The organism is Streptomyces sp. NPDC002566, assembly GCF_042889585.1.
Classification (GTDB): Bacteria; Actinomycetota; Actinomycetes; order Streptomycetales; family Streptomycetaceae; genus Streptomyces.
The window spans coordinates 89,153-110,990 of sequence record NZ_JBIARD010000003.1; the positions used below are offsets into that span (position 1 = coordinate 89,153).

The window sequence follows — 21,838 nt, forward strand, 5'->3', positions numbered from 1 at the left end:
CCCCCGGAGTAAGCGGTCCGGGAAGCCGGCGGAGCCCCCGGACCGCCGCCGCGGGGTCAGCCCACCACGCGTCCGTTCAGCACGACCCGTCGCGGGGCGGCCAGCACGCGTACGTCGGTGCGCGGGTCCTGTTCGTAGACCACCAGGTCGGCCGGGGCGCCCTCGTCCAGGCCCGGCCGGCCCAGCCACGCGCGCGCCGCCCAGGTGGTCGCCGCCAGGGCACGCACCGGGGGGATGCCGGCCGTGACGAGTTCCGCGACCTCCCCCGCGACCAGCCCGTGGGGCAGGCTGCCACCGGCGTCGGTGCCGACGTAGACCGGGATGCCGGCGTCGTAGGCGTTGCGGACGGTGTCGTAGCGGCGGGCGTGGAGGCGGCGCATATGGGCGGACCAGGCGGGGAACCTGGCCTCGCCGCCGGCGGCGAGGTCGGGGAAGGTCGCGATGTTCACCAGGGTGGGGACGATGGCGACGCCGCGCGAGGCGAAGAGGGGGATCAGCTCGTCGGTGAGGCCCGTGGCGTGTTCGACGCAGTCGATGCCGGACTCGACGAGGTCCTTCAGCGAGTCCTCGGCGAAGCAGTGGGCCGTGACCCGCGCGCCCAGCCGGTGGGCCTCCTTGATCGCCGCCTCGGCGGCCTCCCGGGGCCAGCAGGCGGACAGGTCGCCGAGTTCGCGGTCGATCCAGTCGCCGACCAGCTTCACCCAGCCGTCGCCGCGCCGGGCCTCCTGGGCGACGTAGGCGACGAGGTCGTCCGGTTCGATCTCGTGGGCGTAGCCGCGGAGGTAGCGGCGGGTGCGGGCGATGTGCCGGCCCGCCCGGACGATCTTCGGGAGGTCGGGGCGGTCGTCGGTCCAGCGGGTGTCGGAGGGGGAGCCTGCGTCGCGGATCAGGAGGGTTCCGGCGTCCCGGTCGGTGAGGGCCTGCCGTTCCGCCGTGTCGCGGTCGACCGGGCCGTGTGCGCCCAGGCCCACGTGGCAGTGGGCGTCGACGAGGCCGGGCAGGGCCCAGCCGGTCACCGTGCGCACGTCACGGGCGCCGGCGGGACGGTCGTAGGAGATCCGCCCGTCGACGACCCACACCTCGTCGTGGACCTGGTCGTCACCGGGTCCGGCGAGGACCCTGCCCTTCACGTGCAGCACCGCGCGATCGCTCATGTACGGCACCCTAGTGCCGCGGCGGGCGGCGTTCGCCCGGGCGAACGCTGACTGCCGGGGCGCTGGCTACTGCGTCTTCTTCACCTCGGCCGGTGCCTCTTCCTCGACCTCTGCCATCGCCGGGTCGAGGATGCGGGAGAGGAAGTGGCGGGTGCGTTCGTGGGCGGGGGCGCCGATGACCCGGTCGGGGGCGCCGTCCTCGACGACCACGCCGCCGTCCATGAAGACGACCCGGTCGGCGACCTCGCGGGCGAAGGACATCTCGTGCGTGACGACCATCATCGTCATGCCCTCCCGCGCGAGCCCGCGCATCACCGCGAGGACGTCGCCGACGAGTTCGGGGTCCAGGGCCGAGGTCGGCTCGTCGAACAGCATCACCTCGGGGCCCATGGCGAGGGCGCGGGCGATCGCCACCCGCTGCTGCTGGCCGCCGGAGAGGGAGGAGGGGTAGGCGTCCGCCTTGTCGGCGAGGCCCACCCGTTCCAGGTTGGCCGCGGCCACCTTCGCGGCGGCCGCCTTGTCGCGCCGCAGCACCCGGCGCTGCGGCAGGGTGAGGTTCTCGGTGACCGTCAGGTGCGGGAAGAGGTTGAACTGCTGGAAGACCATGCCGATCCGGCGGCGGGCGGCGTCGATGTCGACGTCCGGGTCGGTGAGTTCGGCACCGCCGACGAAGACCTGGCCCCCGGTCGGCTCCTCCAGCAGGTTCACGCAGCGCAGCAGCGTCGACTTGCCCGAGCCGGACGGGCCGATGACGCAGACGACCTCGCCGCGCCGGATCTCCAGGTCGATGCCGCGCAGGACCTCGTTGTCGCCGAACGACTTGCGCAGACCGCGTACTTCGATCTCCGGTCGGCTCATTTCACGGCCTCCTGGGCCTTGGCCTCCATACGGCGCACGACGAAGCCGAGCGGGATCGTGACCAGCAGGTAGCACAGGCCGGCGACGAGGATGGGCGTGGAGTTGGCGGTCGTACTGGCCAGGTCGCGGCCGTACTTGGACAGTTCGCGTTCCTCCAGGGTGACACCGAGGAACAGCACCAGCGAGGAGTCCTTGAAGAGGAGGACCAGTTCGTTGGTGAGCGGCGGGAGGATGACGCGGAACGCCTGCGGGATGATGATCGAGACCATCGCGCGGGCCGGGGAGAAGCCGAGCGAACGGGCCGCCTCCATCTGGCCCTTGGGGACGGCCTGGATGCCGGCGCGGATCGTCTCCGCCATGTACGCGGCGGCGACCAGGCCGAGGGCGAGGGCGACCTTGCCGTAGGTGCCGCCGATGATCTCCGTGCCGGGGAAGGCCAGCGGCACGGCCACGCCGATGAAGATGAAGATCAGCAGGGCGGGCAGGCCGCGGAAGATCTCGATGTAGATCCCGGCGAGCCAGCGGTAGGGGCCGACGGACGACAGCCGCATCAGGGCGATGACCATGCCGAGGGCCAGCCCGACCAGGAACCCGGACACCGTGTAGAGCACGGTGTTCTTCAGCGCCAGCGTGATGACCTCGGGGAACATCTGCTCGGCGATGTCGGCCTGGGCGAACTGGTTCTGGAGCCGGTCCCAGTCCGCCGAGAGCGCGAAGGCGATCACGGCGGCGACGAAGACGGCGTACTGGACGCCGCGGGAGACGCCGCGCTTCTGCCGCCGGGTCAGGCCCTTGCGGCGGGGTGTCGCGTCGGGTTCGGCGGCCGCCGCGGGTTCGGTGTCGCTCATGAGGCGGCGGGTGCGGACGGGGCGGCCGCCGCCGGGTCGTACGGGCCGATCCACTGCTCGTAGAGCTTCTTGTACGTGCCGTCGGCCTTGGCGTCGGCGATCGCCTTGTTGATGGCCGCGACCAGCTTGGCGTTGCCCTTCTTCACCGTGAAGCCGTACTGCTCGCCGGTGTTGAGGTTGTCGACGACCTTGAAGGCGTTCGCGTTGGCCTTGTCCTTCAGCCAGCCCTGGACGACGGGGTAGTCGATGACGACGGCCTTGACCTGGCCGGTGCGCAGGCCGTTGAGGACGGCGTCGGAGGACTCGAAGGAGACCGGGTCGAAGCCCTGCTTCTTGACGTAGTCCTCGCCGGTGGTCTGCGCCTGGGCGCCGAGCTTGACCTTCTTGGCCTTGATGTCGGCGAGGGATGCGACGCCGGCGCTCTTGTCGACGAGGACGGCCTGGGTGGCGTCGAAGTAGGGGTCGGAGAAGTCGACGTTCTTCTTGCGCTCCTCGGTGATGGTCATGCCGGCGGCGGCCAGGTCGCACTCGCCGGAGTTGAGGAACGCGCCGGTCTTGAAGTTCTCGAACGGGGTGTCGAGGATCGCCTGCTTCACGCCCAGGTTCTTGGCGACCAGGTCGATGAGGGAGACGTCGAAGCCCTGCACCTTGCCGTCGATCTCCGACTGGAACGGCGGGTACGGCAGGTGGGTGCAGGTGGTGAGCTGTCCGGCCTTGACGAGCTGGACGCCGCCGGCGGTCTTGGCGCCGCCCGAGTCGTCGGTCTTCGTGCAGGCGGTCATGAACAGCAGGCCGGCCGTCACGGTGGCGGCGGCCAGGATGCGGGGGGTCCGGCGCCCGGGAAGCGTGGTCACGGCGGGCCTTCCTGTGCAGGGGGTCGTGGGGTGGTACGCGATCGTCGTTCAGATTATAAGGATGGGTTTGAGGTACTCAAACCAAACCGATGGCCACAGGGCCGCGCGACCTGCGAAGTCGGCCCTCGGGGCGGGCCGATGGGCGTTTCGAGGGGGTGGGACGGCCGCCGGTTACTCTCGTCACCTCTACCCCCATGAGCCGAAAGAGCACCGCTGTGACACACCCGTTCCTGGACCTTGCCCCGCTGAGTGCCTCCCGCTTCGCGTCGATCGAGGACCGGGTGGCGCGGCTGCTGAACACCCGGCAGGACGTCGTGATCATGCAGGGCGAGGCGCTGCTTCCGCTGGAGGGCGCGATCCGCGGCACGGCGGGGCCCGGCACCACCGCGCTGAACATCGTCACCGGGCCGTACGGGCAGACGTTCGGGGACTGGCTGAGGGACTGCGGCGCCACGGTGATCGACCTGGCGGTGCCCTTCCACACGGCGGTCACCGCCGAGCAGGTCCGGGCGGCGTTCGCCGAGCACCCGGAGATCGACTTCGTCTCCCTGGTGCACGCCGAGGCCGCCACCGGCAACACCAACCCGGTCGCGGAGATCGGCGCGGTGGTGCGCGAGCACGGCGCGCTGTTCTACCTGGACGCGGTCGCCTCGGTGGCGGCGGAGCCGGTGCTGCCGGACGCGTGGGGCGTGGACCTGTGCGTGATCGGGGCGCAGAAGGCGATGGGCGGCCCGGCAGGCGTGTCGGCGGTGTCGGTGAGCGAGCGGGCGTGGGCGCTGATGGCGGCGAACCCGAGGGCGCCGCGCCGCTCGTACCTGTCGCTGCTCGACTGGAAGGAGCGCTGGGTGGACGGCGGCCGCAAGGCGCTGCTGCACGCGCCGGCGCAGCTGGAGATGCTGGCGCTGGAGGCGTGCGTGGAACGGATCGAGGCGGAGGGCCTGGAGACGGTGATGGCCCGCCACGCGTCGGCCGCCGCGGCGACCCGTGCGGGCGCGGCGGCGCTGGGCGGCGGTCTGGAGCCGTACGTGCACGAGGCCCGGGAGGCGGCGCCGGTCGCCACGACCCTGCGCGCACCGTCGGGCACGGTGGCCTCGGAGCTGGTGGCCCGGGCCCTGGCGAGCGACCCGACGCTGCCGCTGGCGGCGGGCGGCGGCGCGCCGGCGGGCGAGATGATCCGCGTGAACCACTACGGCCCGGCGGCGGCCCCGGGCACGGTGCGTGGCGCCCTGACGGCCCTGGCCTCCGCCCTCACCGCGCACGGCCGCGAGGTGGACCTGGCGTCGGCTCTCCGGGCGGCGGACGAGGCCTGGATCTGACGCCCGTTTCCCGCGAGCGTGAGGGCGAGATGACGGGAGTCTGAATTCAAGGGATTCAGGAATTCCTTGATTCCTTATACAGATAGCTTTCCCAGGTTCTTCTGCCCCGGTTTCCCAGCTCTAAACACAGGCAAATTTCGAGCTGATTACCTTCGGGTGACGCATTGCACAGAGGTTTACCTTTGTCCTGATTTGACCGGTGCAAATCGGGACACAGTCACCTCCAGCCACGAGTGCATCACCAAACCGACGCCGCCTCTCCACGCATTTTTTGATTTCACTCGGTAAATTCAATCCGCATGACTGCCACGCAAGCAGACCTGCAGATCGACCGCCCCACGGTGGCGGACGGGGCCGCGCTCTGGCGTATCGCCAAGGATTCCGGAACCCTCGACCTGAACTCGTCCTACAGCTACCTGCTGTGGTGCCGTGACTTCGCCGGCACCTCGGCGGTGGCGCGTGCCGAGGACGGCACCCCCGTCGGGTTCATCACCGGATACGCGCGCCCCGAGGACCCGCACACCCTTCTGGTCTGGCAGGTGGCGGTCGACGCCGCGTACCGCGGCCGCGGACTGGCCGCGGCCCTGCTCGACGGGCTGATCGCCCGGGTCACCGACGAACGCCCCGTCACCGCCGTGGAGACGACGATCTCCCCCGGCAACACCGCCTCCGAGCGGCTGTTCACGTCCTTCGCCTCCCGGCACGGGGCCCGTGTCACCCGCGAGGTGCTGTTCGGTGCGGACCAGTTCCCCGACGGCCCGCACGACCCGGAGGTCCTGTACCGGATCGGCCCCCTCGCCGCCCGGCCCTGACAGCCGGTACGCCCCAAGCTTCCGCCCCGCCCCGGGCACATCCCCCACACCCCGCAACGAGGAGCGTTTCGCGTGACCATCACTCAGCCCGACCTCAGCGTCTTCGAGACCGTCGAATCCGAGGTTCGCAGCTACTGCCGTGGCTGGCCCGTCGTCTTCGACCGGGCGCAGGGCAGCCGTATGTTCGACGAGGACGGCCACCAGTACCTCGACTTCTTCGCCGGCGCCGGCTCGCTCAACTACGGCCACAACAACCCGGTGCTGAAACGGGCGCTGATCGACTACCTGTCGCGTGACGGCGTCACCCACGGCCTCGACATGTCCACCGTCGCCAAGCGGTCCTTCCTCCAGACCTTCCAGGACCTGGTGCTGCGGCCGCGCGACCTGCCGTACAAGGTCATGTTCCCGGGCCCGACGGGCACCAACGCCGTCGAGTCCGCGCTGAAGCTGGCCCGCAAGGTGAAGGGGCGCGAGGCGATCGTGTCCTTCACCAACGCCTTCCACGGCATGTCGCTGGGCTCGCTCGCCGTCACCGGCAACGCCTTCAAGCGGGCCGGGGCCGGCATCCCGCTGGTGCACGGCACGCCGATGCCGTTCGACAACTACTTCGACGGCACCGTCCAGGACTTCCTGTGGTTCGAGCGGCTCCTGGAGGACCAGGGCTCGGGCCTCAACAAGCCCGCCGCCGTGATCGTCGAGACCGTGCAGGGCGAGGGCGGCATCAACGTCGCCCGTCCGGAGTGGCTGCGCGCCCTCAGCGAGCTGTGCCGGCGCCAGGACATGCTCCTGATCGTCGACGACATCCAGATGGGCTGCGGCCGCACCGGCGCGTTCTTCTCCTTCGAGGAGGCGGGCGTCACGCCGGACATCGTCACCGTGTCCAAGTCCATCAGCGGTTACGGCCTGCCGATGTCGCTGTGCCTGTTCAAGCCCGAGCTGGACGTGTGGGAGCCGGGCGAGCACAACGGCACCTTCCGCGGCAACAACCCGGCCTTCGTCACCGCCACCGCCGCGCTGGAGACGTACTGGGCCGACGGCTCGGCCATGGAGAAGCAGACCCGCAAGCGCGGCGAGCAGGTCGAGCAGGCGCTGATCTCGATCACCGAGGAGAACCTCGCCGACGTCCGCGAGTACCGCGGCCGCGGCCTGGTCTGGGGCCTGGAGTTCCACGACAAGGAGCGCGCGGGCCGGGTCGCGAAGCGCGCCTTCGAGCTCGGGCTGCTCATCGAGACGTCCGGTCCCGAGAGCGAGGTCGTCAAGCTGCTGCCCGCCCTCACCATCACCCCGGAGGAGCTGGACGAGGGCCTGCGCATCCTCGCCCGCGCCGTCCGGGAGACCGTCTGACATCCCGGCTTCCCGGCAGCCCGGCCGTCCGGCTCCCCCGCCGGCCGGCCGACCGCCCGAGCGGCCCGCTCCGTCAGAGACACCATCCACCTAGGAGGCATCGCACCACCGTGATCGTCCGTTCGTTCAAGGACATCGAAGGCACCGACCGGCACGTCAAGGCGGCGTCCGGGACGTGGGAGAGCAAACGCATCGTGCTGGCCAAGGAAAAGGTCGGCTTCTCCCTCCACGAGACGGTCCTGTACGCCGGCACCGAGACGTCGATGTGGTACGCGAACCACATCGAAGCCGTCGTCTGCGTCGAGGGCGAGGCCGAGCTGACCGACCACGAGACCGGCCGGACGTACTCGATCACGCCCGGGACCATGTACCTCCTCGACGGCCACGAGCGGCACACGCTGCGCGTCAAGGAGGACTTCCGCTGCCTCTGCGTGTTCAACCCGCCCGTCACGGGACGGGAGGACCACGACGAGAACGGCGTCTACCCGCTGCTCACCGAGCCCGAGGAGGTGTGAGACCCCATGACCACTCACCTGACCAGCCCGGCCCAGACCCCGGCCGCCACCGTCCCCGACCTCTACCCGAGCCGCGGCGCCACCGAGGTGATCACGCCGCGCCAGGACCCGGTCGTCTGGGGCGCACCGGACGCGCCCGGCCCGTTCGAGCCGCTGGACCTGCAGTCGTTCGAACGTGACGGTTTCGTCGCGGTCGACCAGCTGCTCACCGACGACGAGGTCGGCGTCTACCGGCAGGAGCTGGACCGGCTGGTGACCGACCCGACGATCCGGGCCGACGAGCGGTCCATCGTCGAGCCGCAGTCCCAGGAGATCCGGTCCGTGTTCGAGGTGCACCGGATCAGCGAGGTCTTCGCCCGTCTCGTGCGCGACGAGCGGATCGTCGGCCGGGCCCGCCAGATCCTCGGCTCCGACGTGTACGTCCACCAGTCGCGGATCAACGTCAAGCCGGGCTTCGGCGCCTCCGGCTTCTACTGGCACTCCGACTTCGAGACCTGGCACGCCGAGGACGGTCTGCCCCGGATGCGGACGGTGTCCGTCTCGGTCGCGCTGACCGAGAACTACGACACCAACGGCGGCCTGATGATCATGCCGGGCTCGCACAAGACGTTCCTGGGCTGTGCCGGCGCCACGCCCAAGGACAACTACAAGAAGTCGCTGCAGATGCAGGACGCGGGCACACCGTCCGACGAGGCGCTGACCGCGATGGCCTCCGAGTACGGCATCAAGCTGTTCACGGGCCGCGCCGGTTCGGCGACCTGGTTCGACTGCAACGCCATGCACGGTTCCGGCGACAACATCACGCCGTTCCCGCGCAGCAACGTCTTCATCGTGTTCAACAGCGTGGAGAACGAGGCCGTCGAGCCGTTCTCGGCGCCCGTCAGGCGGCCCGAGTTCATCGGCGCCCGCGACTTCACCCCGGTGAGGTAGGCACCACCCTCAGGGACACCGGGCCGGGCCCCCTCGTGTGGGACGGGGGACCCGGCCCGGTCCTGTGCGCTCAGCCGGACAGGACGTCGAGCAGGCGGTCCACGTCGGCCGGGGTGTTGTTGAGGTGGAAGCTCGCGCGCAGGTTGCCGGCCCGGTCGGAGACCTCGACGCCCGCGCGGCTCAACTCCGGCTGGCGCACGCCCAGTCCGGGCACCGCGACGATCGCCGAGCCGGGGGCGGGCACCGGCTCGTGGCCGAGCTCCGTGAGCCCGTCCCGGAACCGGTCGGCGAGCGCGATGTCGTGGGCGTGCACGGCGGCCACGCCGAGTTCCTCGATCAGGTCGAGCGCGGGCCGCAGTCCCGCGAGCGCGAACAGCGCGGGGCTCAGGTCGAACCGCCTCGCCGAGTGGGCGAGTTCGGCCACGGGGCCGTAGCAGCTGTCCCAGGGCCGCTCAGCGGCGACCCATCCTGCGAGCACCGGCGTCAGAGCGCCGAAGTCCTCCGGGACGGTGAAGAACGCGGCCCCGTGCGGGCCGAGGAGCCATTTGTAGGAGACGGCGGCGGTGAAGTCGTAGGCGCCGGCGTCCATCGCCAGCCAGCCCGCCGACTGGGAGAAGTCGACGTAGGTGCGGGCGTCGTGGGCGCGCGCGGCCTCGCGCAGGGCGGGCAGGTCGGCGATCCGCCCGTCCGCCGACTGGACCGCGCTGACCGCGACGAGCGCGGTGTCCGGGCGGACGGACTCGGCGATCCGCTCCAGCGGCACCGAGCGGACCTTGAGGTCGCCCCGCACATGGAACGGGTTCAGCACGGAGGTGAAGTCGCCCTCGGCGGTGAGCACCTCGGCCCCGGCCGGCAGCGAGGCGGCGACGACCCCGGTGTGCGCGGTGACCGTCGCGCCGACCGCCACCCGGGTGACGGGGACGCCGGCGAGCCGGGCGTAGGCGGCCCGGCAGGCCTCCACGTCCTCGTACAGCGGGGTCGTGGGCCGGCCCTCGGCCCGCAGCAGCGCCGCCTCGTGCAGGGCGGCGACCGTACGGGCCGGGAGCAGGCCGTTGCTCGCGGTGTTGAGGTAGACGCCCTTCGGGGCGAACTCGGAGCGGACGAGGGCTTGGAAGGTCTCCGTGGTCTCCATGACTCCACTGTGGGGCCAGGGCAAGTCCACGTCCATCGCGCGTCTCTAAGCGGTTGTGCCAAGCAACGCTTATAGATCGCGCCGGGCCGCCACCGCCGCCGGCCGTCTCAGTTCTGCGGTACCGCGCATCCGTCGGGGCCGCAGGCCTCGGCTCCGCCCTCGTCGATCAGCGTGAGCGGGGAGCGGTCGCCCCACGCCCGGGTCAGCGCCTGGGCGAAGACCTCGGCGGGCTGGGCCCCGGAGACGCCGTAGGCGCGGTCGAGGACGTAGAACGGCACGCCGTTCGCGCCGAGTTCGGCCGCCTCGCGTTCGTCGGCGCGGACCTCGTCGGCGTAGGCGGCCGGGTCGGCGAGCACCTCGCGGACGGCGCCGGCGTCCAGACCGGCCTCCACGGCCAGCTCCACGAGCCGCTCGTCGCCCTCGCTGAACAAGGAGCGCTCCTCGGCGAAGTTCGCCCGGTACAGGATCTGGATCAGCTCGTCCTGCCGGCCCCGCTCCTTGGCGAGGTGCAGCAGGCGGTGCAGGTCGAAGGTGTTGCCGTGGTCGCGGTCCCGGGTGCGGTAGTCGAGGCCCTCGGCGGCGGCCTGCGCGCCGAGGTTGTCCTCACCGGCCTGGGCCTGCGCCTCGCTCATGCCGTACTTCCTGGTCAGCATCGTCAGCACGGGCTGGACGTCGCCCTTGGCGCGGCCGGGGTCCAGCTCGAAGGAGCGGTGGACGACCTCGACCTGGTCGCGGTGCGGGAAGGCCGCGAGCGCCTTCTCGAAGCGGGCCTTGCCCACGTAGCACCAGGGGCAGGCGATGTCGCTCCAGATCTCGACGCGCATGTCTCGGCTCTCTCCAGGTCGTCGTGTCGGCCGCGGAGACGTCCTCCCGCCGATACGTGAACGTTCAAGCGCCGCGGCGCATTCCCGCCCCTGTCATTCGCCTTTCACGAAGAAGCGCAGGAAGAGGTGGTGGTCGTCCTCGGCGGGCGGGTTCTCGGGGTCCGGCACCCAGCCCCGGCGGGCGTAGAAGGCCTGGGCGCGCCGGTTGTCGACGTGCACGTCGAGGACGGCGGCGGCCCTGCCCTCGGCGCGCCACCGCTCGACGCACTCCGTGTGCAGGGCCGTGCCGATGCCGCCGCGCCAGCGGTCGGGGTCGACGTGGAACTGGAACAGCTTGACCGTGTCGGCGGGCGCGTCCGGCGGGGTGCGGAAGGAGGCGACGGCGACGATCCGGTCGCCCTCGACGGCGCACAGCACCTGTCCGTCGGGCCGCTCGATCGCCGTGCGCCAGTTGGCGAGCCAGTCGCTGCCGTCCCGCGGGATCCCGTCCGGGTAGTACGTGGCCCGTGCCCGCCCGTGCAGCGCGGTCACGGCCTCCACGTCGGCGGGTACGGCCTCGCGGATCGTGTGGGTCATCTGTACGCCTCAGCTTCCGTCACGCAGGTCGTCGGGCCATCCGGGGCGAAACTCGATGTGGTCGTAGGTGACCACGCACCCCTCCCCCATCGGCGCCTGCGCCAGGAAGCCGACCAGGGCCGCGCCGGTCTCCTTCTCGCCGCCGAGCGTGAACAGCCGGACGAAGGTCCAGTGTTCGCCGTCCCGGGAGGCGTGGAAGGCGAAGGCCCGCCCGGTCCGGCTCACCCGCAGCCAGACCGAACTGCCGTCCACAGTGAAGGAGTTGGCGTCGTCGGAGTGTCCCCGGGTGACCACCGTGCAGACGGTGGGCACGTCCGGGGAGTACTCCAGGCAGAGCTTGGCCCAGGCCCGCTCGCCGACGTGGACGTACAACACCCCCGCGTCGAAGGCCCCGTTGAACCCGACCGTGACACGGGCGATGAGCTGGAAGTCCCCCTCGGGCGCGCCGAGCAGCCGGGGCGCGTCGGAGGCGGGGTCGAGCGCCTCGCCCGTGGGCGGCACGAACCGGTCCTGCCGGGGGCCGGCCCACCCGGTGAGCACACCGTCCTCGTAGGACCAGTTCCCCTCGGGCCCGTAGGTCCGCAAGGGGAAGGGGAGTTGGGGAAGTTCGATGTCCATGGCTCCATCATCGTCCGCCCGCAGAGCAGGCGGGGGTTTGTCAGACAGGGCCTAGCGTTCCAGCCGTCCGTTGAACCGCCGCGGCAGGCCGAGCGGGTTGTCGTCGCGGAGTTCCGGCGGCAGCAGCGCCTCGGGTGCGCCCTGGTAGGCGACCGGCCGCAGCCACCGCTCGATCGCGGTCCCGCCCACCGACGTGGACGTGGACGTGGTCGCGGGGTAGGGCCCGCCGTGGTGCTGGGCCGGTGCGACGGCGACGCCGGTCGGCCAGCCGTTGACCAGCACGCGTCCGGCGAGCGGCGTCAGCTCGGCGAGGATCTCCGCGCCGCGCCCCTGGCCGGCCGCCTCCTCGGAGGACAGCTGGACCGTCGCCGTGAGGTTGCCGGGCAGCCGGGTCAGGACGGCCTTCACCTCGTCCTCGGAGTCGTAGCGGGCCACGACGGTGACCGGCCCGAAGCACTCCTCCAGCAGCAGGTCGTGCTCGCCCCGGGCCGCCAGGCGCGCGGCCGGCACGGTCAGGAACCCGGCGCTGACGGTGTGCTCGCCGCCCGCTCCCGGCGTCACCGGGGACTCCACCTCGGGCAGCGCGGTCCGCTCGGCGACCCCGGCGATGAAGTTGTCCCGCATCCGGTGGTCGAGGAGCACGCCCGCGTCGGTGTCGCTGACGGCGTCCGTGAGCGACTTCAGCAGGCCGTCGCCGGCGGAGCCGGACGGCACCAGCACGAGTCCGGGCTTCACGCAGAACTGGCCGACGCCCAGGGTCATGGAGCCGGCGAGCCCGGTGCCGATGGTCTCCGCGCGTTCGGCGGCCGCCGCCTCGGTCACCACGACCGGGTTCAGCGAGCCCAGTTCACCGTGGAAGGGGATCGGTGTGGGCCGTGCCGCCGCCGCGTCGAACAGGGCGCGGCCGCCGCGCACGGAGCCGGTGAAGCCGGCCGCGGCGACCAGCGGGTGCTTGATCAGCTCGACGCCCGCCTCGAAGCCGTGGACCAGGCCCACGACGCCCTTGTCGACGCCGTGTTCGGCGGCGGCCGTCCGCAGCAGGCTGGCGACCAGCTCGGACAGGGCCGGGTGGTCCGGGTGGGACTTGACGACGACCGGGCAGCCCGCGGCGAGCGCGCTCGCGGTGTCGCCGCCGGCGACGGAGAAGGCGAAGGGGAAGTTGGACGCCGAGTAGACGGCGACGACGCCCAGCGGCACCTTGTAGCGGCGCAGGTCCGGCACCGGCGGGGTGGCGGTGTCGTCGGGGTGGTTGACGACGACGTCGAGGAAGGCGCCCTCGTCGACGATGTCGGCGAACGCGCGCAACTGGTAGCAGGTGCGGGCGAGTTCGCCGGTCAGCCGGACCGGGCCGAGCGCGGTCTCGGCGTCGGCGACCTCGACGAGGTGGTCCCTGGCCCCCTCCAGGCGGTCGGCGGCGGTGCGCAGGAAGGCCGCGCGGACGCCGCGGTCGGCGAGGGCGTCGCGAGTGGCGTGCGCGGCGCGGACCACTGCGTCCACCTCCTGGGGCGTGGCCTCCACCGCAACCTGTTCGCGCTGCTTCCCGGTTCGGGGGTCGACACTCCAGACTGGTGCTGCTGCCACCGCGGGTCCTCCACGTGCTCTGCCTCGAAGGCGTTCGATATACTGAACGTCGTCTCTGATGGTGAATACGATGGAGATTATTTCCCGTCGAACGAAGGGGTCAAGGGCGATGTCGGCTGGCGAGACGGGGGGCGGAGCGCAGGTCAAGTCCGCGGTGCGGACGGTTGAACTGCTGGAATACTTCGCCGGCCGCCCCGGTATGCACTCCCTCGCATCGGTCCAGGAGGCCGTCGGGTATCCCAAGTCGAGCCTCTACATGCTGCTGCGCACCCTGGTGGAGCTGGGCTGGGTCGAGACCGACGCCACCGGCACGCGCTACGGCATCGGCGTGCGGGCGCTGCTGGTCGGCACCTCCTACATCGACGGCGACGAGGTCGTGGCGGCGGCCCGGCCGACGCTGGACCGGCTCTCGGACGACACCACCGAGACCATCCACCTGGCCCGCCTCGACGGCACCAACGTGGTCTACCTCGCGACCCGCCAGTCCCAGCACTACCTGCGCCCCTTCACGCGCGTGGGCCGCCGTCTGCCCGCCCACTCGACCTCCCTGGGCAAGGCGCTGCTGAGCACCTACAGCGACGAGCAGGTCCGCAAGATGCTCCCCGAGGCGCTGCCCGCGCTGACCGAACACACCATCACGGACCGCGAGAAGCTCATCGAGGAGCTGCGCCAGATCCGCGAGCAGGGCTTCGCGGTGGACCGGGAGGAGAACACGCTCGGCCTGCGCTGCTTCGGCGTCGCCATCCCCTACCGCACGCCCGCGCGGGACGCGATCAGCTGCTCCGTGCCGGTGGCGAGGCTCACGCCCGCGCACGAGCAACTGGTCAAGGACGCGCTGTTCGACGCGCGGGACCGGCTGACGCTGGCGACCCGCCGGCTGTGAACACGCGGCGGTAGCCTCGGGGGCATGCAGATCGACCTGCGTCCCGTCCATGACAGCGATCTGCCGGTCTTCTACCGGCAGATGAACGACCCCGAGGCCCTGCGGATGGCCGCGTTCACCCCGCCGGACCCGTCCGACCGGTCCCAGTTCGAGGAGCACTGGAAACGGGTGAGGTCCGGCGCCCTGGTGCGCACGGTGCTGACCGACGGGGACGTCGTCGGTCATGCGGCGGTGTACGGGGAGCCGGGCGAGCGCGAGGTGACGTACTGGGTGGACCGCTCCCACTGGGGCCGGGGCATCGCGACGGCCGCGCTGCGGGCGCTCCTCGCCGAGGTTCCCGAGCGTCCGCTGTATGCCCGGGCGGCGGCCGACAACGCCGGTTCCCTGAGGGTGCTGGAGAAGTGCGGCTTCCGCGTCACCGCCCACGCCTCGGGCTTCGCCAACGCGCGCGGCGAGGAGACGCCGGAGGTCGTCCTGAGGCTGGAAGCGTGAACCGGGGTGAGCAGAGGCCTCAGGTGAGAAAAAGCGTGAACAGGTAAGAAACATGAGCGCTTGATGAGAAAACCGGCGGAAGGGAACGATCCCCTTCCGCCGGTTCGTCTTTCCGGGTGCGATGAACAAGACGATCAGGCGCGCCTCGCTCTTCACGCTGCTGCTGACCCTCGCCCTGCTGCTCCGGGCGACCTGGGTGCAGTTCTACGAGGGCCGGGCGCTGGCGGACGACCAGGACAACCGGCGGAACGCGATCGAGACGTACTCGGCGCCGCTGGGCAACATCGTCGTGGCCGGCAAGGCGATCACCGGCTCGGCGGCCACGGCGGGCGACGACCTCAGATACCGGCGCACGTACACGGACGGCAAGCTCTACGCGGCGGTGACGGGCTACGCCTCGCAGAGCTACGCCCCCACACAGCTGGAGGGGGTCTACGCCGATCTGCTCAACGGCACCGACCCGAGGCTGCGGACGGTGATGGACGCGGTCACCGACACCCGGGCCGCTCCGGGTGACGTGGTCACCACGATCGACCCGGCCGTGCAGAAGGCCGCCTACGACGCGCTCGGCGACAAGAAGGGCGCGGCCGTCGCCGTCGACCCGGCCACCGGGAAGCTGCTGGCGGTCGTGTCGACGCCGTCGTACGACCCGTCCTCGCTGACCGCCGCCGACACCGCCGGGGCCGCGTGGAAGAAGCTCACCGCCGACCCGGACAAGCCGCTCACCAACCGGGCGCTGCGGCAGCCGCTGCCGCCGGGCTCCACGTTCAAGCTGGTCGTCGCGGCGGCGGCGCTGGAGAGCGGCCTGTACACGTCGGTGGACCAGCCGACGGACAGCCCGGACCCCTATCCGCTGCCGGGCACGAGGACGGTCCTGCGCAACGAGAACGCCTCCGCCCCGTGCGCGAACGCCTCGATCCGGGTGGCGCTCCAGTACTCGTGCAACACCGTCTTCGGCCACATGGCCGTCCAGCTGGGGCAGGACAAGGTGCGGGCCATGGCGGAGAAGTTCGGCTTCGACGACACGTCGCAGGACGTGCCCGTGCGGGCCTACCCGAGCGTGTACCCGTCCGGCATGAACGCGTCGTCGACCGCGCTGAGCGGCATCGGCCAGTACGACGTGACCGCGACCCCGCTCCAGATGGCCATGGTGTCGGCCGCCATAGCCAACGACGGGGTGCTCGTCGAGCCGCACATGGTCTCGGAGATCACCGACGGTGGCGGCGACGCGCTGGAGGAGTACGACAAGCCGTCGACGACGCGGGTCGTCAGCGCCGGCACGGCCGAGCAGCTGCAGTCGGCGATGCGGACGGTCGTGGAACAGGGCACCGGCACCAACGCCCGGATCGACGGGGTCGCCGTCGGCGGGAAGACGGGCACCGCCCAGCACGGCGAGAACAACAGCCAGACGCCGTACGCCTGGTTCACCTCGTACGGGAAGGCCGGCGGCAAGGCGGTCGCCGTGGCGGTGGTGGTGGAGCAGTCGAACGCGCAGCGCTCGGAGGTCAGCGGCAACGGCCTGGCCGCCCCGGTCGCCAGGGCCGCGATGAAGGCGGCCCTGAAGGACTGAGGGGCCGTCGAGCACTCAGGGCGCCAAGGCGTGTGAGAACGCGTCGCATCGTTCGAGCCAACTCGAACCCCTGCGCCAGGCCGATCTGATGATCACTGCTACGCTTCCGGATCTCGTCCCGACGTCCTCCCCGGGGCATCCTCATGTCATTCACATGACATGCACGCGCCCCCGGCCGGGACGCCGGCAGTCCGCAGCGAGAAGAGGTCACCCGTGGGCACAGTCGTCGACGACGCCGCCTCGGTGGAGTTCCACGACTTCTTCGAACGCCACTACGCCGAACTGTCCCGGCTCGCCCATCTGTTGACCGGGGAGGCGGACGCCGCCGACGATCTGGCGGCGGACGCGCTGCTGGCGCTGTGGCACCGCTGGGACCGGGTCCGCTCGGCCGACCACCCGGTGGCGTACGCGCGCGGAGTCGTCGCCAACCTCGCCCGCACCCGGATCCGCAGCGCCGTGCGCGAGCGCCGCAGGATCACCCTGTTCTGGTCGCAGCGCGAGGAGAAGACGGAGAACCCCGACGTGGCGGGCGTGGTGGACGTCCAGTCGGCGCTGCGTAGACTCCCGTTCCGCAAGCGGGCCTGTGTGGTGCTGCGGCACGCCTTCGACCTCTCGGAGAAGGACACCGCGCTCGCGCTCGGGGTCTCGGTGGGTACGGTGAAGAGCCAGACCTCCAAGGGAATGGCCGAGTTGCAGAAGCTGCTCGGCCCACAAGGCGCTCCGCGCAAGGTGCAGCACGCCGTGCTCACGGTCCGCACCGGCCAGGCCGGAGGAAGGAACCGATGACGATGCGGCGGGACGTGCACGACGAGCTGCGCGCCCGGCTGCGGGAGGCGGCCGGGGCGCACGAGCCGAACCGCGAGCGGATCCTCGCCCGGATCGAGCGCGGCATGGCCGGCGAGGAGCGGGCCGCACGCCGGGACGCCCGGCCGCCCTTGTGGAGCTGGACGCGGATCGTGGGGGCCACGGCGGCCGTCGCGGGCATGCTCGCGGTCGGCGGCTACGCGGTGGCGGCGGCCGTACGCGGCGACACCCCGCCGCAGCAGCAGACGGTGGCGGTGTCCTCGCCGCCGGTCCCCTCCCCCGAGGCCACCAGCCGTCCGCCCGCCTCCCCGAAGCCGGCGCCGAGTTCCGGGCACGAGAGGCGGGAGCCGGTCGAGCCGAGCGCCTCCCCGTCGCACAGCGCCCGGTCCACCCCCTCGGCCCCGGCCCCGCCGCCCGTCACCACGACTCCGCCGCCCTCCCGCGGCGCCGAGGACGGCCCGCTGTGGTCGGACGGCTCGGTCGACCCGCACAGCAACGCCTTCTGGGGGCAGAGCAACATCACCCTCAAGGCCGCCGAGCAACTGACCTCGCTCACCGTGACGTTGAAGGTGGCGCAGACCGGCGGCGTGTCCCCGGCCGGGGCCTGGCGCTCCCTGGCGGAAGCCGACTTCACGTTCTCGGTCGCCGAGCGGGACGGCTGTCTCGTCTACACCTGGGTGCTCAAGGAGGGCCGTACGGTCCCCGAGGGCGAGTGGGTGTTCGCGGGGCAGTACAGCCACGAGCGCGGCGGCCGGGACGCCAAGGACGACGACTACGCCGTCACCGCGAGGGCGGGCTCCGCCGACCTCTTTGTGGGCGGCGGTTTCGCGGCCCAGGACGACGACTGAGGCAGCCGGGGCCGCGAGGACGGGACGCGCGGGAGGGCGTCGGGCCGGTCAGGTACCGGCGGGCGCGCCGGTGGCGAGGGTCAGGATGCTCCTGCGGGACGGGAGCGGCCGGGGACGGGGCGAGGGCATGCGGGTCCTCCTTCGCGTGCGGCTCGGGTCGAGGGGAGCGGGCCGGGACCGCGGGGTCCCGGCCCGTCGTGACGGCGTCGGGTCAGCAGAGCTTCCCGGCGCCGGCTCCGGCGCGGACGATCCCGGGGACGGCCCCGGGCGGGTCGACCCTGGTGCGCAGGGTCGGCGTCCAGCCCGCGCCGGAGCGGAGCGTCTCGCCGGGGATCTCGGCGTTGTGCACGGCGATCAGGTCGACGGGCTTGCCGTTGACGTGGTTGTCGTCGGCGGTGACCGGCGAGTCGTTCCACCGCTTCAGCGCCTTGGCCGCGCTGACCCCGCTGGGCAGGGTGAACGCGTTGTGCTGGGCGACGAGTCGGGACTCCTTGCCGATGCCGAAGCTGTAGGAGTAGGAGGAGTCGGCGACGAAGTGGTTGTTGTAGGAGTCGACCTGCCCGAACCGCACCCGGGGCGCCCGCTCGACCAGGTGGGAGAACAGGTTGTGGTGGAAGGTGACCTTGAGCTTGCCCCGGTCGCCCGCCGCGGTGGACTCGCTGTCGCTGTTGCCGATCAGGATCGTCTTGTCGTGCTCGGTGAAGACGTTCCAGGAGGCGGTGACGTGGTCGGAGCCGCGGACGATGTCCAGTTCGCCGTCGTGCTGCTGGTAGAGCATCCCGAAGTACGTGGGCGCGGCGCTGTCGGGGTGGGAGCCGTCGGTGAAGGTGTTGTGGTCCAGCCAGACGTGGGTGGAGCCATGGACGACGGCGGTGTCGTACTCGGAGTTCCAGTTGCCCTTGGAGCCGTCGGTGGGGTCCCACTGGGGGAAGCAGTCGACGGGGCTCTCGAAGGCGAGGTTGCGGACGATGACGTTGTCGACGGCCCTGATCTGCAGGCTGGCGCCCTTGAACCCGGCGTTGCGGCCGACGCCGATGACGGTGGTGTTGGCGGGGACGCTCGCCTTGATCCGCTGGTCCTGGTTGGCGGCGGAGACGCGGCGCAGCCCTTCGGGGCTGTCGTCGGGCTCGGCGCTCAGGTCGGTGTCCAGGCCCCACTTCTCCGGCGCGTACTTCGCGAGGTAGGCGTCGAAGTCGTAGCCGGGGGCGGCGAGCGAGTCGCACCCCTGCGACACGGCGTCGATCGTGCCCTTCACCTTGATGATCTTGGGCGCGCTGCCGCCGGCGGCGAGGGCGGCCTTGAACTCGGCCCAGGTGGTGACGGTGTAGACGTGCTGGGCGTCGGCGGCGGCCCCGCCGGTGGTCCCTGTGCCGTACGACGCCCATCCGTCGCCCGCCGGGAGGGTCTGCCGGGCGGGGTCGCGGAAGGGCTGCGCCTGGGCGGTGGGGGCGGTGGCGGTCAGCGCGAGGGCGGTGCAGCCGACCACGGCCATGTTTACGGCATGCCCATGCCATCTCTGTGCGTTCACGGTGCGGCTCTCTTTCGGCGTCGAAGGGGATGACTCTCAGGAAGCGGCCGGCGGCCAGGTGATCCAGGAGACCGGGATCTCCGCGTCCAGCCGGCGTACGTCCCGGCGCGCGAGCACCCGGTCGCACGCCAGACCCGCGGCGACGAGCCGGGCCAGGGCGATCGCGCCGGGCGGATTGAAGTGCGTGTTGTCCTGCTCGGACCCGGTCCAGTTGAAGTAGGTCTTCGTCCCCTCCACCCCGAGCTCCTGCCACAGCGCGAGCGACTGCGCCTGGAGGTCGAGCAGGGGGACGCCCTCCTCCCGCGCCAGCGCGCGCATCGCCGCCGGATACTCGCCGTGGGTCGGCACGGCGTCGCCCGCCGCGTCGAACCGCCGCCGCTCCACGGGCGTCAGCAGCACCGGCCGCGCCCCGCGCGCCCGGGCCCCGTCGACGTACCTCCGTAAGAAGTCCCGGTAGGTCGTCCAGGGCTCGGTGTACCGGGTGGGGTCGGTCGCCTTCTCGTCGTTGTGCGCGAACTGCACGAGCAGTACGTCGCCGGGCCGGATCACGGCAAGGATCGCGTCGAGCCGCCCTTCGTCGACGAAGCTCTTCGAACTCCGGCCGTTGACGGCCTGGTTGGCGACGGCCACCGACTCGCGCAGGAAGAAGGGCAGCGCCGTCCCCCACCCGGTCTCGGGCGCGGCGTCGGCGTACTTCTGGGCGGCGGTGGAGTCGCCGGCGATGTAGAGGGTCCTCCCCCGGCGGGGCCCGGCGTGCGCGGCGCCGGCGCCCGCGAAGACGAGGGGGACGGAGAGGGCGGCAGCGGCGGCCTGTCTGCGCGTAAGGGACACGATGGTGCACCTTTCAACAGAGGGGGTGCGGTTTCCTCAGGGGCCAGGGGCCGTATCGATGTGCGGCTCCGTCGCGTGGGCGCGAAAGCCGGGGACGGCCCGCGGGACCACGGGCCGCCCCGTGCGGCGTCAGCTCTTCTGCTGCTTCTTCCACTCGGTCTGAGCCTTGTTCAGCTGGTCGGCCAGCGTGTCCAGGAAGTCCTTCGCGCTGGTCTTGCCGAGCAGCACCTTCTGGAAGTTCGGCTCGTTGTCCGACTTGGAGATGGTGTTCCAGTCCGGCAGGTAGTACGGCAGCTGGACGATCGTCGTCGAGCCGTCCGTCAGCGCCTGCGCGGCCAGCTTCGTCGGCTCGGCCTTGGAGATCCACGCGTCCTTCGCCGCGTCGTTGTTGGCGGGCACCTGCCCCGCCGACTCGTTGAACTTCGAGTTCTCCGCCTTGGAGGTGGCGAACTCGATGAACTTCCACGCCGCGTCCTTGTTCTTCGAGCTCTTGAACAGGCCGAGCCCGTCGACCGGGTTGGACACCTGGACCCGCTTGCCGTCGGCGCCCGCCGGCTGCGGGATGCCCCGGAACTTCTCGACGCCGAGCGCCTTCACATGGTCCTGGTACGAGCCCAGGTTGTGGTTCAGCATGCCGATGGTGCCGGAGTCCCACTGCGCGACCATCTTGGTGAAGTCGTTGTTCAGGTCGGCCGCGGGGGTGACCTTCTTGTAGAGCGCCGCGTACTTCTCCAGCGCCGCGACGTTCTTCGGGTCGTTGACGGTGGTCTTGTCACCGTTCCAGAACGAGGTGATCCCGCTCTGGCCGTACATCGCGTCCAGCGCCTGGGCGATGGAGCCCTTGCCGCCGCGGATGGTGTACCCGAACCTGTTCTTGCCCGCGTCGGTGAGCTTCTCCGCCGCGGCGAAGAACTTGTCCCAGGTCGTCGGCGCCTCCAGGCCGGCCGCCTTGAACAGGTCGGTGCGGTAGTACAGGACGCCGTTGTTGGCGGAGGTCGGCACCGAGTACAGGGTGCCGTCGCCGCCGCCGGACGCCTTGAGGACCTTGACCATGTCCTCGTTGAGCCTGCCGTTGAGGGAGGACTTGCCGACCCGGTCGTCCAGCGGCTCCAGCACGTTCTGCGCGGCGAACCCGGCGAGCATCGCGGCGCCGACGCCGCCGACGTCCGGCAGGCCGCCGCCCTGGATGGCGGTGTCGACCTTGGACTGGTACTCGGTGGAGGCGATGCCGACGTACTCGACCTCGATGTCCGGGTTCTGCTTCTCGAAGTCGGCGATGACCTCCTTCCAGATGTCGGTGCGGACACCGCCGTTGTTGTCCCAGAAGACGATCTTGCCCTTGCCGCTGCCGTCGGATCCCTTGTCGCCGCCGCTGCCACTTCCGTCGTCACCGCAGGCGGTGGCGGTCAGGGCGAGGACGGATCCGAGCGCGACGGCCACGGCGGCACGCCTGCTTCTGTGAACGCTGATCTTCATTGGTCGGCTCTCTTCTTTGGGATCCAACGAGGGTTTCTGTGAAG

22 protein-coding genes are annotated in these 21,838 nt (G+C 71.3%); 10 read left to right on the forward strand and 12 right to left on the reverse strand.

What is annotated here, in order from left to right; genetic code table 11:
• Window positions 1-56 precede the first annotated feature (56 nt).
• The 4 genes from ACFYXA_RS13190 to ACFYXA_RS13205 form a co-directional block, all read right to left on the reverse strand.
• On the reverse strand, window positions 57-1,154 hold the full coding sequence (locus ACFYXA_RS13190) for an amidohydrolase family protein (RefSeq protein ID WP_389031924.1): 1,098 nt from the start codon (window positions 1,152-1,154) through the stop codon (window positions 57-59).
• Window positions 1,155-1,220: 66 nt separating this feature from the next.
• Window positions 1,221-2,012, reverse strand: coding sequence for an amino acid ABC transporter ATP-binding protein (locus ACFYXA_RS13195; protein WP_389031927.1), 792 nt, complete (start codon window positions 2,010-2,012; stop codon window positions 1,221-1,223).
• The gene (locus ACFYXA_RS13200) at window positions 2,009-2,860 is read right to left on the reverse strand and encodes an amino acid ABC transporter permease (protein ID WP_352247630.1); all 852 of its coding nucleotides are present in this window, start codon (window positions 2,858-2,860) and stop codon (window positions 2,009-2,011) included. The genes ACFYXA_RS13195 and ACFYXA_RS13200 overlap by 4 nt, the downstream gene beginning before the upstream one ends.
• Window positions 2,857-3,714 carry a transporter substrate-binding domain-containing protein gene (locus tag ACFYXA_RS13205; RefSeq protein ID WP_352247629.1) on the reverse strand — a complete coding sequence of 286 codons (858 nt, stop codon included), beginning with the start codon at window positions 3,712-3,714 and terminating at the stop codon, window positions 2,857-2,859. The genes ACFYXA_RS13200 and ACFYXA_RS13205 overlap by 4 nt, the downstream gene beginning before the upstream one ends.
• 215 nt (window positions 3,715-3,929) lie before the next feature.
• Here ACFYXA_RS13205 and ACFYXA_RS13210 point away from each other — a divergent pair, with 215 nt between their 5' ends.
• From ACFYXA_RS13210 to thpD, 5 genes are all read left to right on the forward strand, one after another.
• Window positions 3,930-5,030 (forward strand): aminotransferase class V-fold PLP-dependent enzyme, encoded by a 1,101-nt coding sequence (locus ACFYXA_RS13210; RefSeq protein ID WP_352247628.1) that lies wholly within the window; start codon window positions 3,930-3,932, stop codon window positions 5,028-5,030.
• Window positions 5,031-5,329: 299 nt separating this feature from the next.
• Window positions 5,330-5,842: a diaminobutyrate acetyltransferase gene (gene ectA / locus ACFYXA_RS13215; protein WP_389031932.1), complete on the forward strand. Its 513-nt coding sequence runs from the start codon at window positions 5,330-5,332 to the stop codon at window positions 5,840-5,842.
• Between the two features lie 72 nt (window positions 5,843-5,914).
• Complete coding sequence (gene ectB / locus ACFYXA_RS13220) at window positions 5,915-7,186, forward strand: diaminobutyrate--2-oxoglutarate transaminase (protein ID WP_130437433.1); 1,272 nt, start codon at window positions 5,915-5,917, stop codon at window positions 7,184-7,186.
• Window positions 7,187-7,296: 110 nt separating this feature from the next.
• The gene (locus tag ACFYXA_RS13225; protein WP_130437432.1) at window positions 7,297-7,701 is read left to right on the forward strand and encodes an ectoine synthase; all 405 of its coding nucleotides are present in this window, start codon (window positions 7,297-7,299) and stop codon (window positions 7,699-7,701) included.
• 6 nt (window positions 7,702-7,707) lie between these two features.
• Window positions 7,708-8,631 (forward strand): ectoine hydroxylase, encoded by a 924-nt coding sequence (thpD, locus tag ACFYXA_RS13230; RefSeq protein ID WP_352247626.1) that lies wholly within the window; start codon window positions 7,708-7,710, stop codon window positions 8,629-8,631.
• A 70-nt stretch (window positions 8,632-8,701) separates the two neighbouring features.
• On the opposite strand, the gene ACFYXA_RS13235 is transcribed toward thpD, so the two are convergent.
• The 5 genes from ACFYXA_RS13235 to ACFYXA_RS13255 all read right to left on the reverse strand — a co-directional run bounded on the left by ACFYXA_RS13235 (window position 8,702) and on the right by ACFYXA_RS13255 (window position 13,362).
• Window positions 8,702-9,763 (reverse strand): aminotransferase class V-fold PLP-dependent enzyme, encoded by a 1,062-nt coding sequence (locus tag ACFYXA_RS13235; protein ID WP_389031937.1) that lies wholly within the window; start codon window positions 9,761-9,763, stop codon window positions 8,702-8,704.
• 107 nt (window positions 9,764-9,870) lie between these two features.
• The gene (locus ACFYXA_RS13240) at window positions 9,871-10,587 is read right to left on the reverse strand and encodes a DsbA family oxidoreductase (RefSeq protein WP_389031940.1); all 717 of its coding nucleotides are present in this window, start codon (window positions 10,585-10,587) and stop codon (window positions 9,871-9,873) included.
• Between the two features lie 93 nt (window positions 10,588-10,680).
• Window positions 10,681-11,163 (reverse strand): GNAT family N-acetyltransferase, encoded by a 483-nt coding sequence (locus ACFYXA_RS13245; RefSeq protein ID WP_389031943.1) that lies wholly within the window; start codon window positions 11,161-11,163, stop codon window positions 10,681-10,683.
• Window positions 11,164-11,172: 9 nt separating this feature from the next.
• Window positions 11,173-11,781, reverse strand: a complete 609-nt coding sequence (locus ACFYXA_RS13250) for a DUF1349 domain-containing protein (RefSeq protein ID WP_352247622.1) — start codon at window positions 11,779-11,781, stop codon at window positions 11,173-11,175.
• Window positions 11,782-11,832: 51 nt separating this feature from the next.
• Complete coding sequence (locus ACFYXA_RS13255) at window positions 11,833-13,362, reverse strand: aldehyde dehydrogenase (NADP(+)) (RefSeq protein WP_389031948.1); 1,530 nt, start codon at window positions 13,360-13,362, stop codon at window positions 11,833-11,835.
• A gap of 109 nt (window positions 13,363-13,471) precedes the next feature.
• Here ACFYXA_RS13255 and ACFYXA_RS13260 point away from each other — a divergent pair, with 109 nt between their 5' ends.
• The 5 genes from ACFYXA_RS13260 to ACFYXA_RS13280 all read left to right on the forward strand — a co-directional run bounded on the left by ACFYXA_RS13260 (window position 13,472) and on the right by ACFYXA_RS13280 (window position 17,959).
• Window positions 13,472-14,245 (forward strand): IclR family transcriptional regulator, encoded by a 774-nt coding sequence (locus ACFYXA_RS13260; protein WP_130437426.1) that lies wholly within the window; start codon window positions 13,472-13,474, stop codon window positions 14,243-14,245.
• Window positions 14,246-14,269: 24 nt separating this feature from the next.
• On the forward strand, window positions 14,270-14,737 hold the full coding sequence (locus tag ACFYXA_RS13265; RefSeq protein ID WP_351340818.1) for a GNAT family N-acetyltransferase: 468 nt from the start codon (window positions 14,270-14,272) through the stop codon (window positions 14,735-14,737).
• Window positions 14,738-14,858: 121 nt separating this feature from the next.
• On the forward strand, window positions 14,859-16,307 hold the full coding sequence (locus ACFYXA_RS13270; protein WP_389031953.1) for a peptidoglycan D,D-transpeptidase FtsI family protein: 1,449 nt from the start codon (window positions 14,859-14,861) through the stop codon (window positions 16,305-16,307).
• A 213-nt stretch (window positions 16,308-16,520) separates the two neighbouring features.
• Window positions 16,521-17,093 carry a SigE family RNA polymerase sigma factor gene (locus ACFYXA_RS13275; protein ID WP_351096876.1) on the forward strand — a complete coding sequence of 191 codons (573 nt, stop codon included), beginning with the start codon at window positions 16,521-16,523 and terminating at the stop codon, window positions 17,091-17,093.
• Window positions 17,090-17,959 carry a hypothetical protein gene (locus ACFYXA_RS13280; protein ID WP_389031956.1) on the forward strand — a complete coding sequence of 290 codons (870 nt, stop codon included), beginning with the start codon at window positions 17,090-17,092 and terminating at the stop codon, window positions 17,957-17,959. Before ACFYXA_RS13275 ends, ACFYXA_RS13280 begins: the two co-directional genes overlap by 4 nt.
• A 211-nt stretch (window positions 17,960-18,170) precedes the next feature.
• On the opposite strand, the gene ACFYXA_RS13285 is transcribed toward ACFYXA_RS13280, so the two are convergent.
• The 3 genes from ACFYXA_RS13285 to ACFYXA_RS13295 all read right to left on the reverse strand — a co-directional run bounded on the left by ACFYXA_RS13285 (window position 18,171) and on the right by ACFYXA_RS13295 (window position 21,794).
• Window positions 18,171-19,487, reverse strand: coding sequence for a polysaccharide lyase family 1 protein (locus tag ACFYXA_RS13285; RefSeq protein WP_389031959.1), 1,317 nt, complete (start codon window positions 19,485-19,487; stop codon window positions 18,171-18,173).
• A 36-nt stretch (window positions 19,488-19,523) separates the two neighbouring features.
• Complete coding sequence (locus ACFYXA_RS13290) at window positions 19,524-20,318, reverse strand: rhamnogalacturonan acetylesterase (RefSeq protein WP_389031962.1); 795 nt, start codon at window positions 20,316-20,318, stop codon at window positions 19,524-19,526.
• Window positions 20,319-20,447: 129 nt separating this feature from the next.
• Complete coding sequence (locus ACFYXA_RS13295; RefSeq protein WP_389031965.1) at window positions 20,448-21,794, reverse strand: ABC transporter substrate-binding protein; 1,347 nt, start codon at window positions 21,792-21,794, stop codon at window positions 20,448-20,450.
• Window positions 21,795-21,838: the final 44 nt, after the last annotated feature.

What these genes read in the sequence shown, in the direction of transcription:
- ACFYXA_RS13245 (WP_389031943.1), bottom strand. Translation starts at nt 11,163, where the DNA reads ATGACCCACACGATCCGCGAGGCCGTACCCGCCGACGTGGAGGCCGTG.
- ACFYXA_RS13200 (WP_352247630.1), bottom strand. Translation starts at nt 2,860, where the DNA reads ATGAGCGACACCGAACCCGCGGCGGCCGCCGAACCCGACGCGACACCC.
- ACFYXA_RS13270 (WP_389031953.1), top strand. Translation starts at nt 14,859, where the DNA reads ATGAACAAGACGATCAGGCGCGCCTCGCTCTTCACGCTGCTGCTGACC.
- ectA (WP_389031932.1), top strand. Translation starts at nt 5,330, where the DNA reads ATGACTGCCACGCAAGCAGACCTGCAGATCGACCGCCCCACGGTGGCG.
- ACFYXA_RS13235 (WP_389031937.1), bottom strand. Translation starts at nt 9,763, where the DNA reads ATGGAGACCACGGAGACCTTCCAAGCCCTCGTCCGCTCCGAGTTCGCC.
- ACFYXA_RS13265 (WP_351340818.1), top strand. Translation starts at nt 14,270, where the DNA reads ATGCAGATCGACCTGCGTCCCGTCCATGACAGCGATCTGCCGGTCTTC.
- ACFYXA_RS13295 (WP_389031965.1), bottom strand. Translation starts at nt 21,794, where the DNA reads ATGAAGATCAGCGTTCACAGAAGCAGGCGTGCCGCCGTGGCCGTCGCG.
- ACFYXA_RS13280 (WP_389031956.1), top strand. Translation starts at nt 17,090, where the DNA reads ATGACGATGCGGCGGGACGTGCACGACGAGCTGCGCGCCCGGCTGCGG.
- ACFYXA_RS13240 (WP_389031940.1), bottom strand. Translation starts at nt 10,587, where the DNA reads ATGCGCGTCGAGATCTGGAGCGACATCGCCTGCCCCTGGTGCTACGTG.
- ACFYXA_RS13250 (WP_352247622.1), bottom strand. Translation starts at nt 11,781, where the DNA reads ATGGACATCGAACTTCCCCAACTCCCCTTCCCCTTGCGGACCTACGGG.
- thpD (WP_352247626.1), top strand. Translation starts at nt 7,708, where the DNA reads ATGACCACTCACCTGACCAGCCCGGCCCAGACCCCGGCCGCCACCGTC.
- ACFYXA_RS13195 (WP_389031927.1), bottom strand. Translation starts at nt 2,012, where the DNA reads ATGAGCCGACCGGAGATCGAAGTACGCGGTCTGCGCAAGTCGTTCGGC.
- ACFYXA_RS13190 (WP_389031924.1), bottom strand. Translation starts at nt 1,154, where the DNA reads ATGAGCGATCGCGCGGTGCTGCACGTGAAGGGCAGGGTCCTCGCCGGA.
- ACFYXA_RS13260 (WP_130437426.1), top strand. Translation starts at nt 13,472, where the DNA reads ATGTCGGCTGGCGAGACGGGGGGCGGAGCGCAGGTCAAGTCCGCGGTG.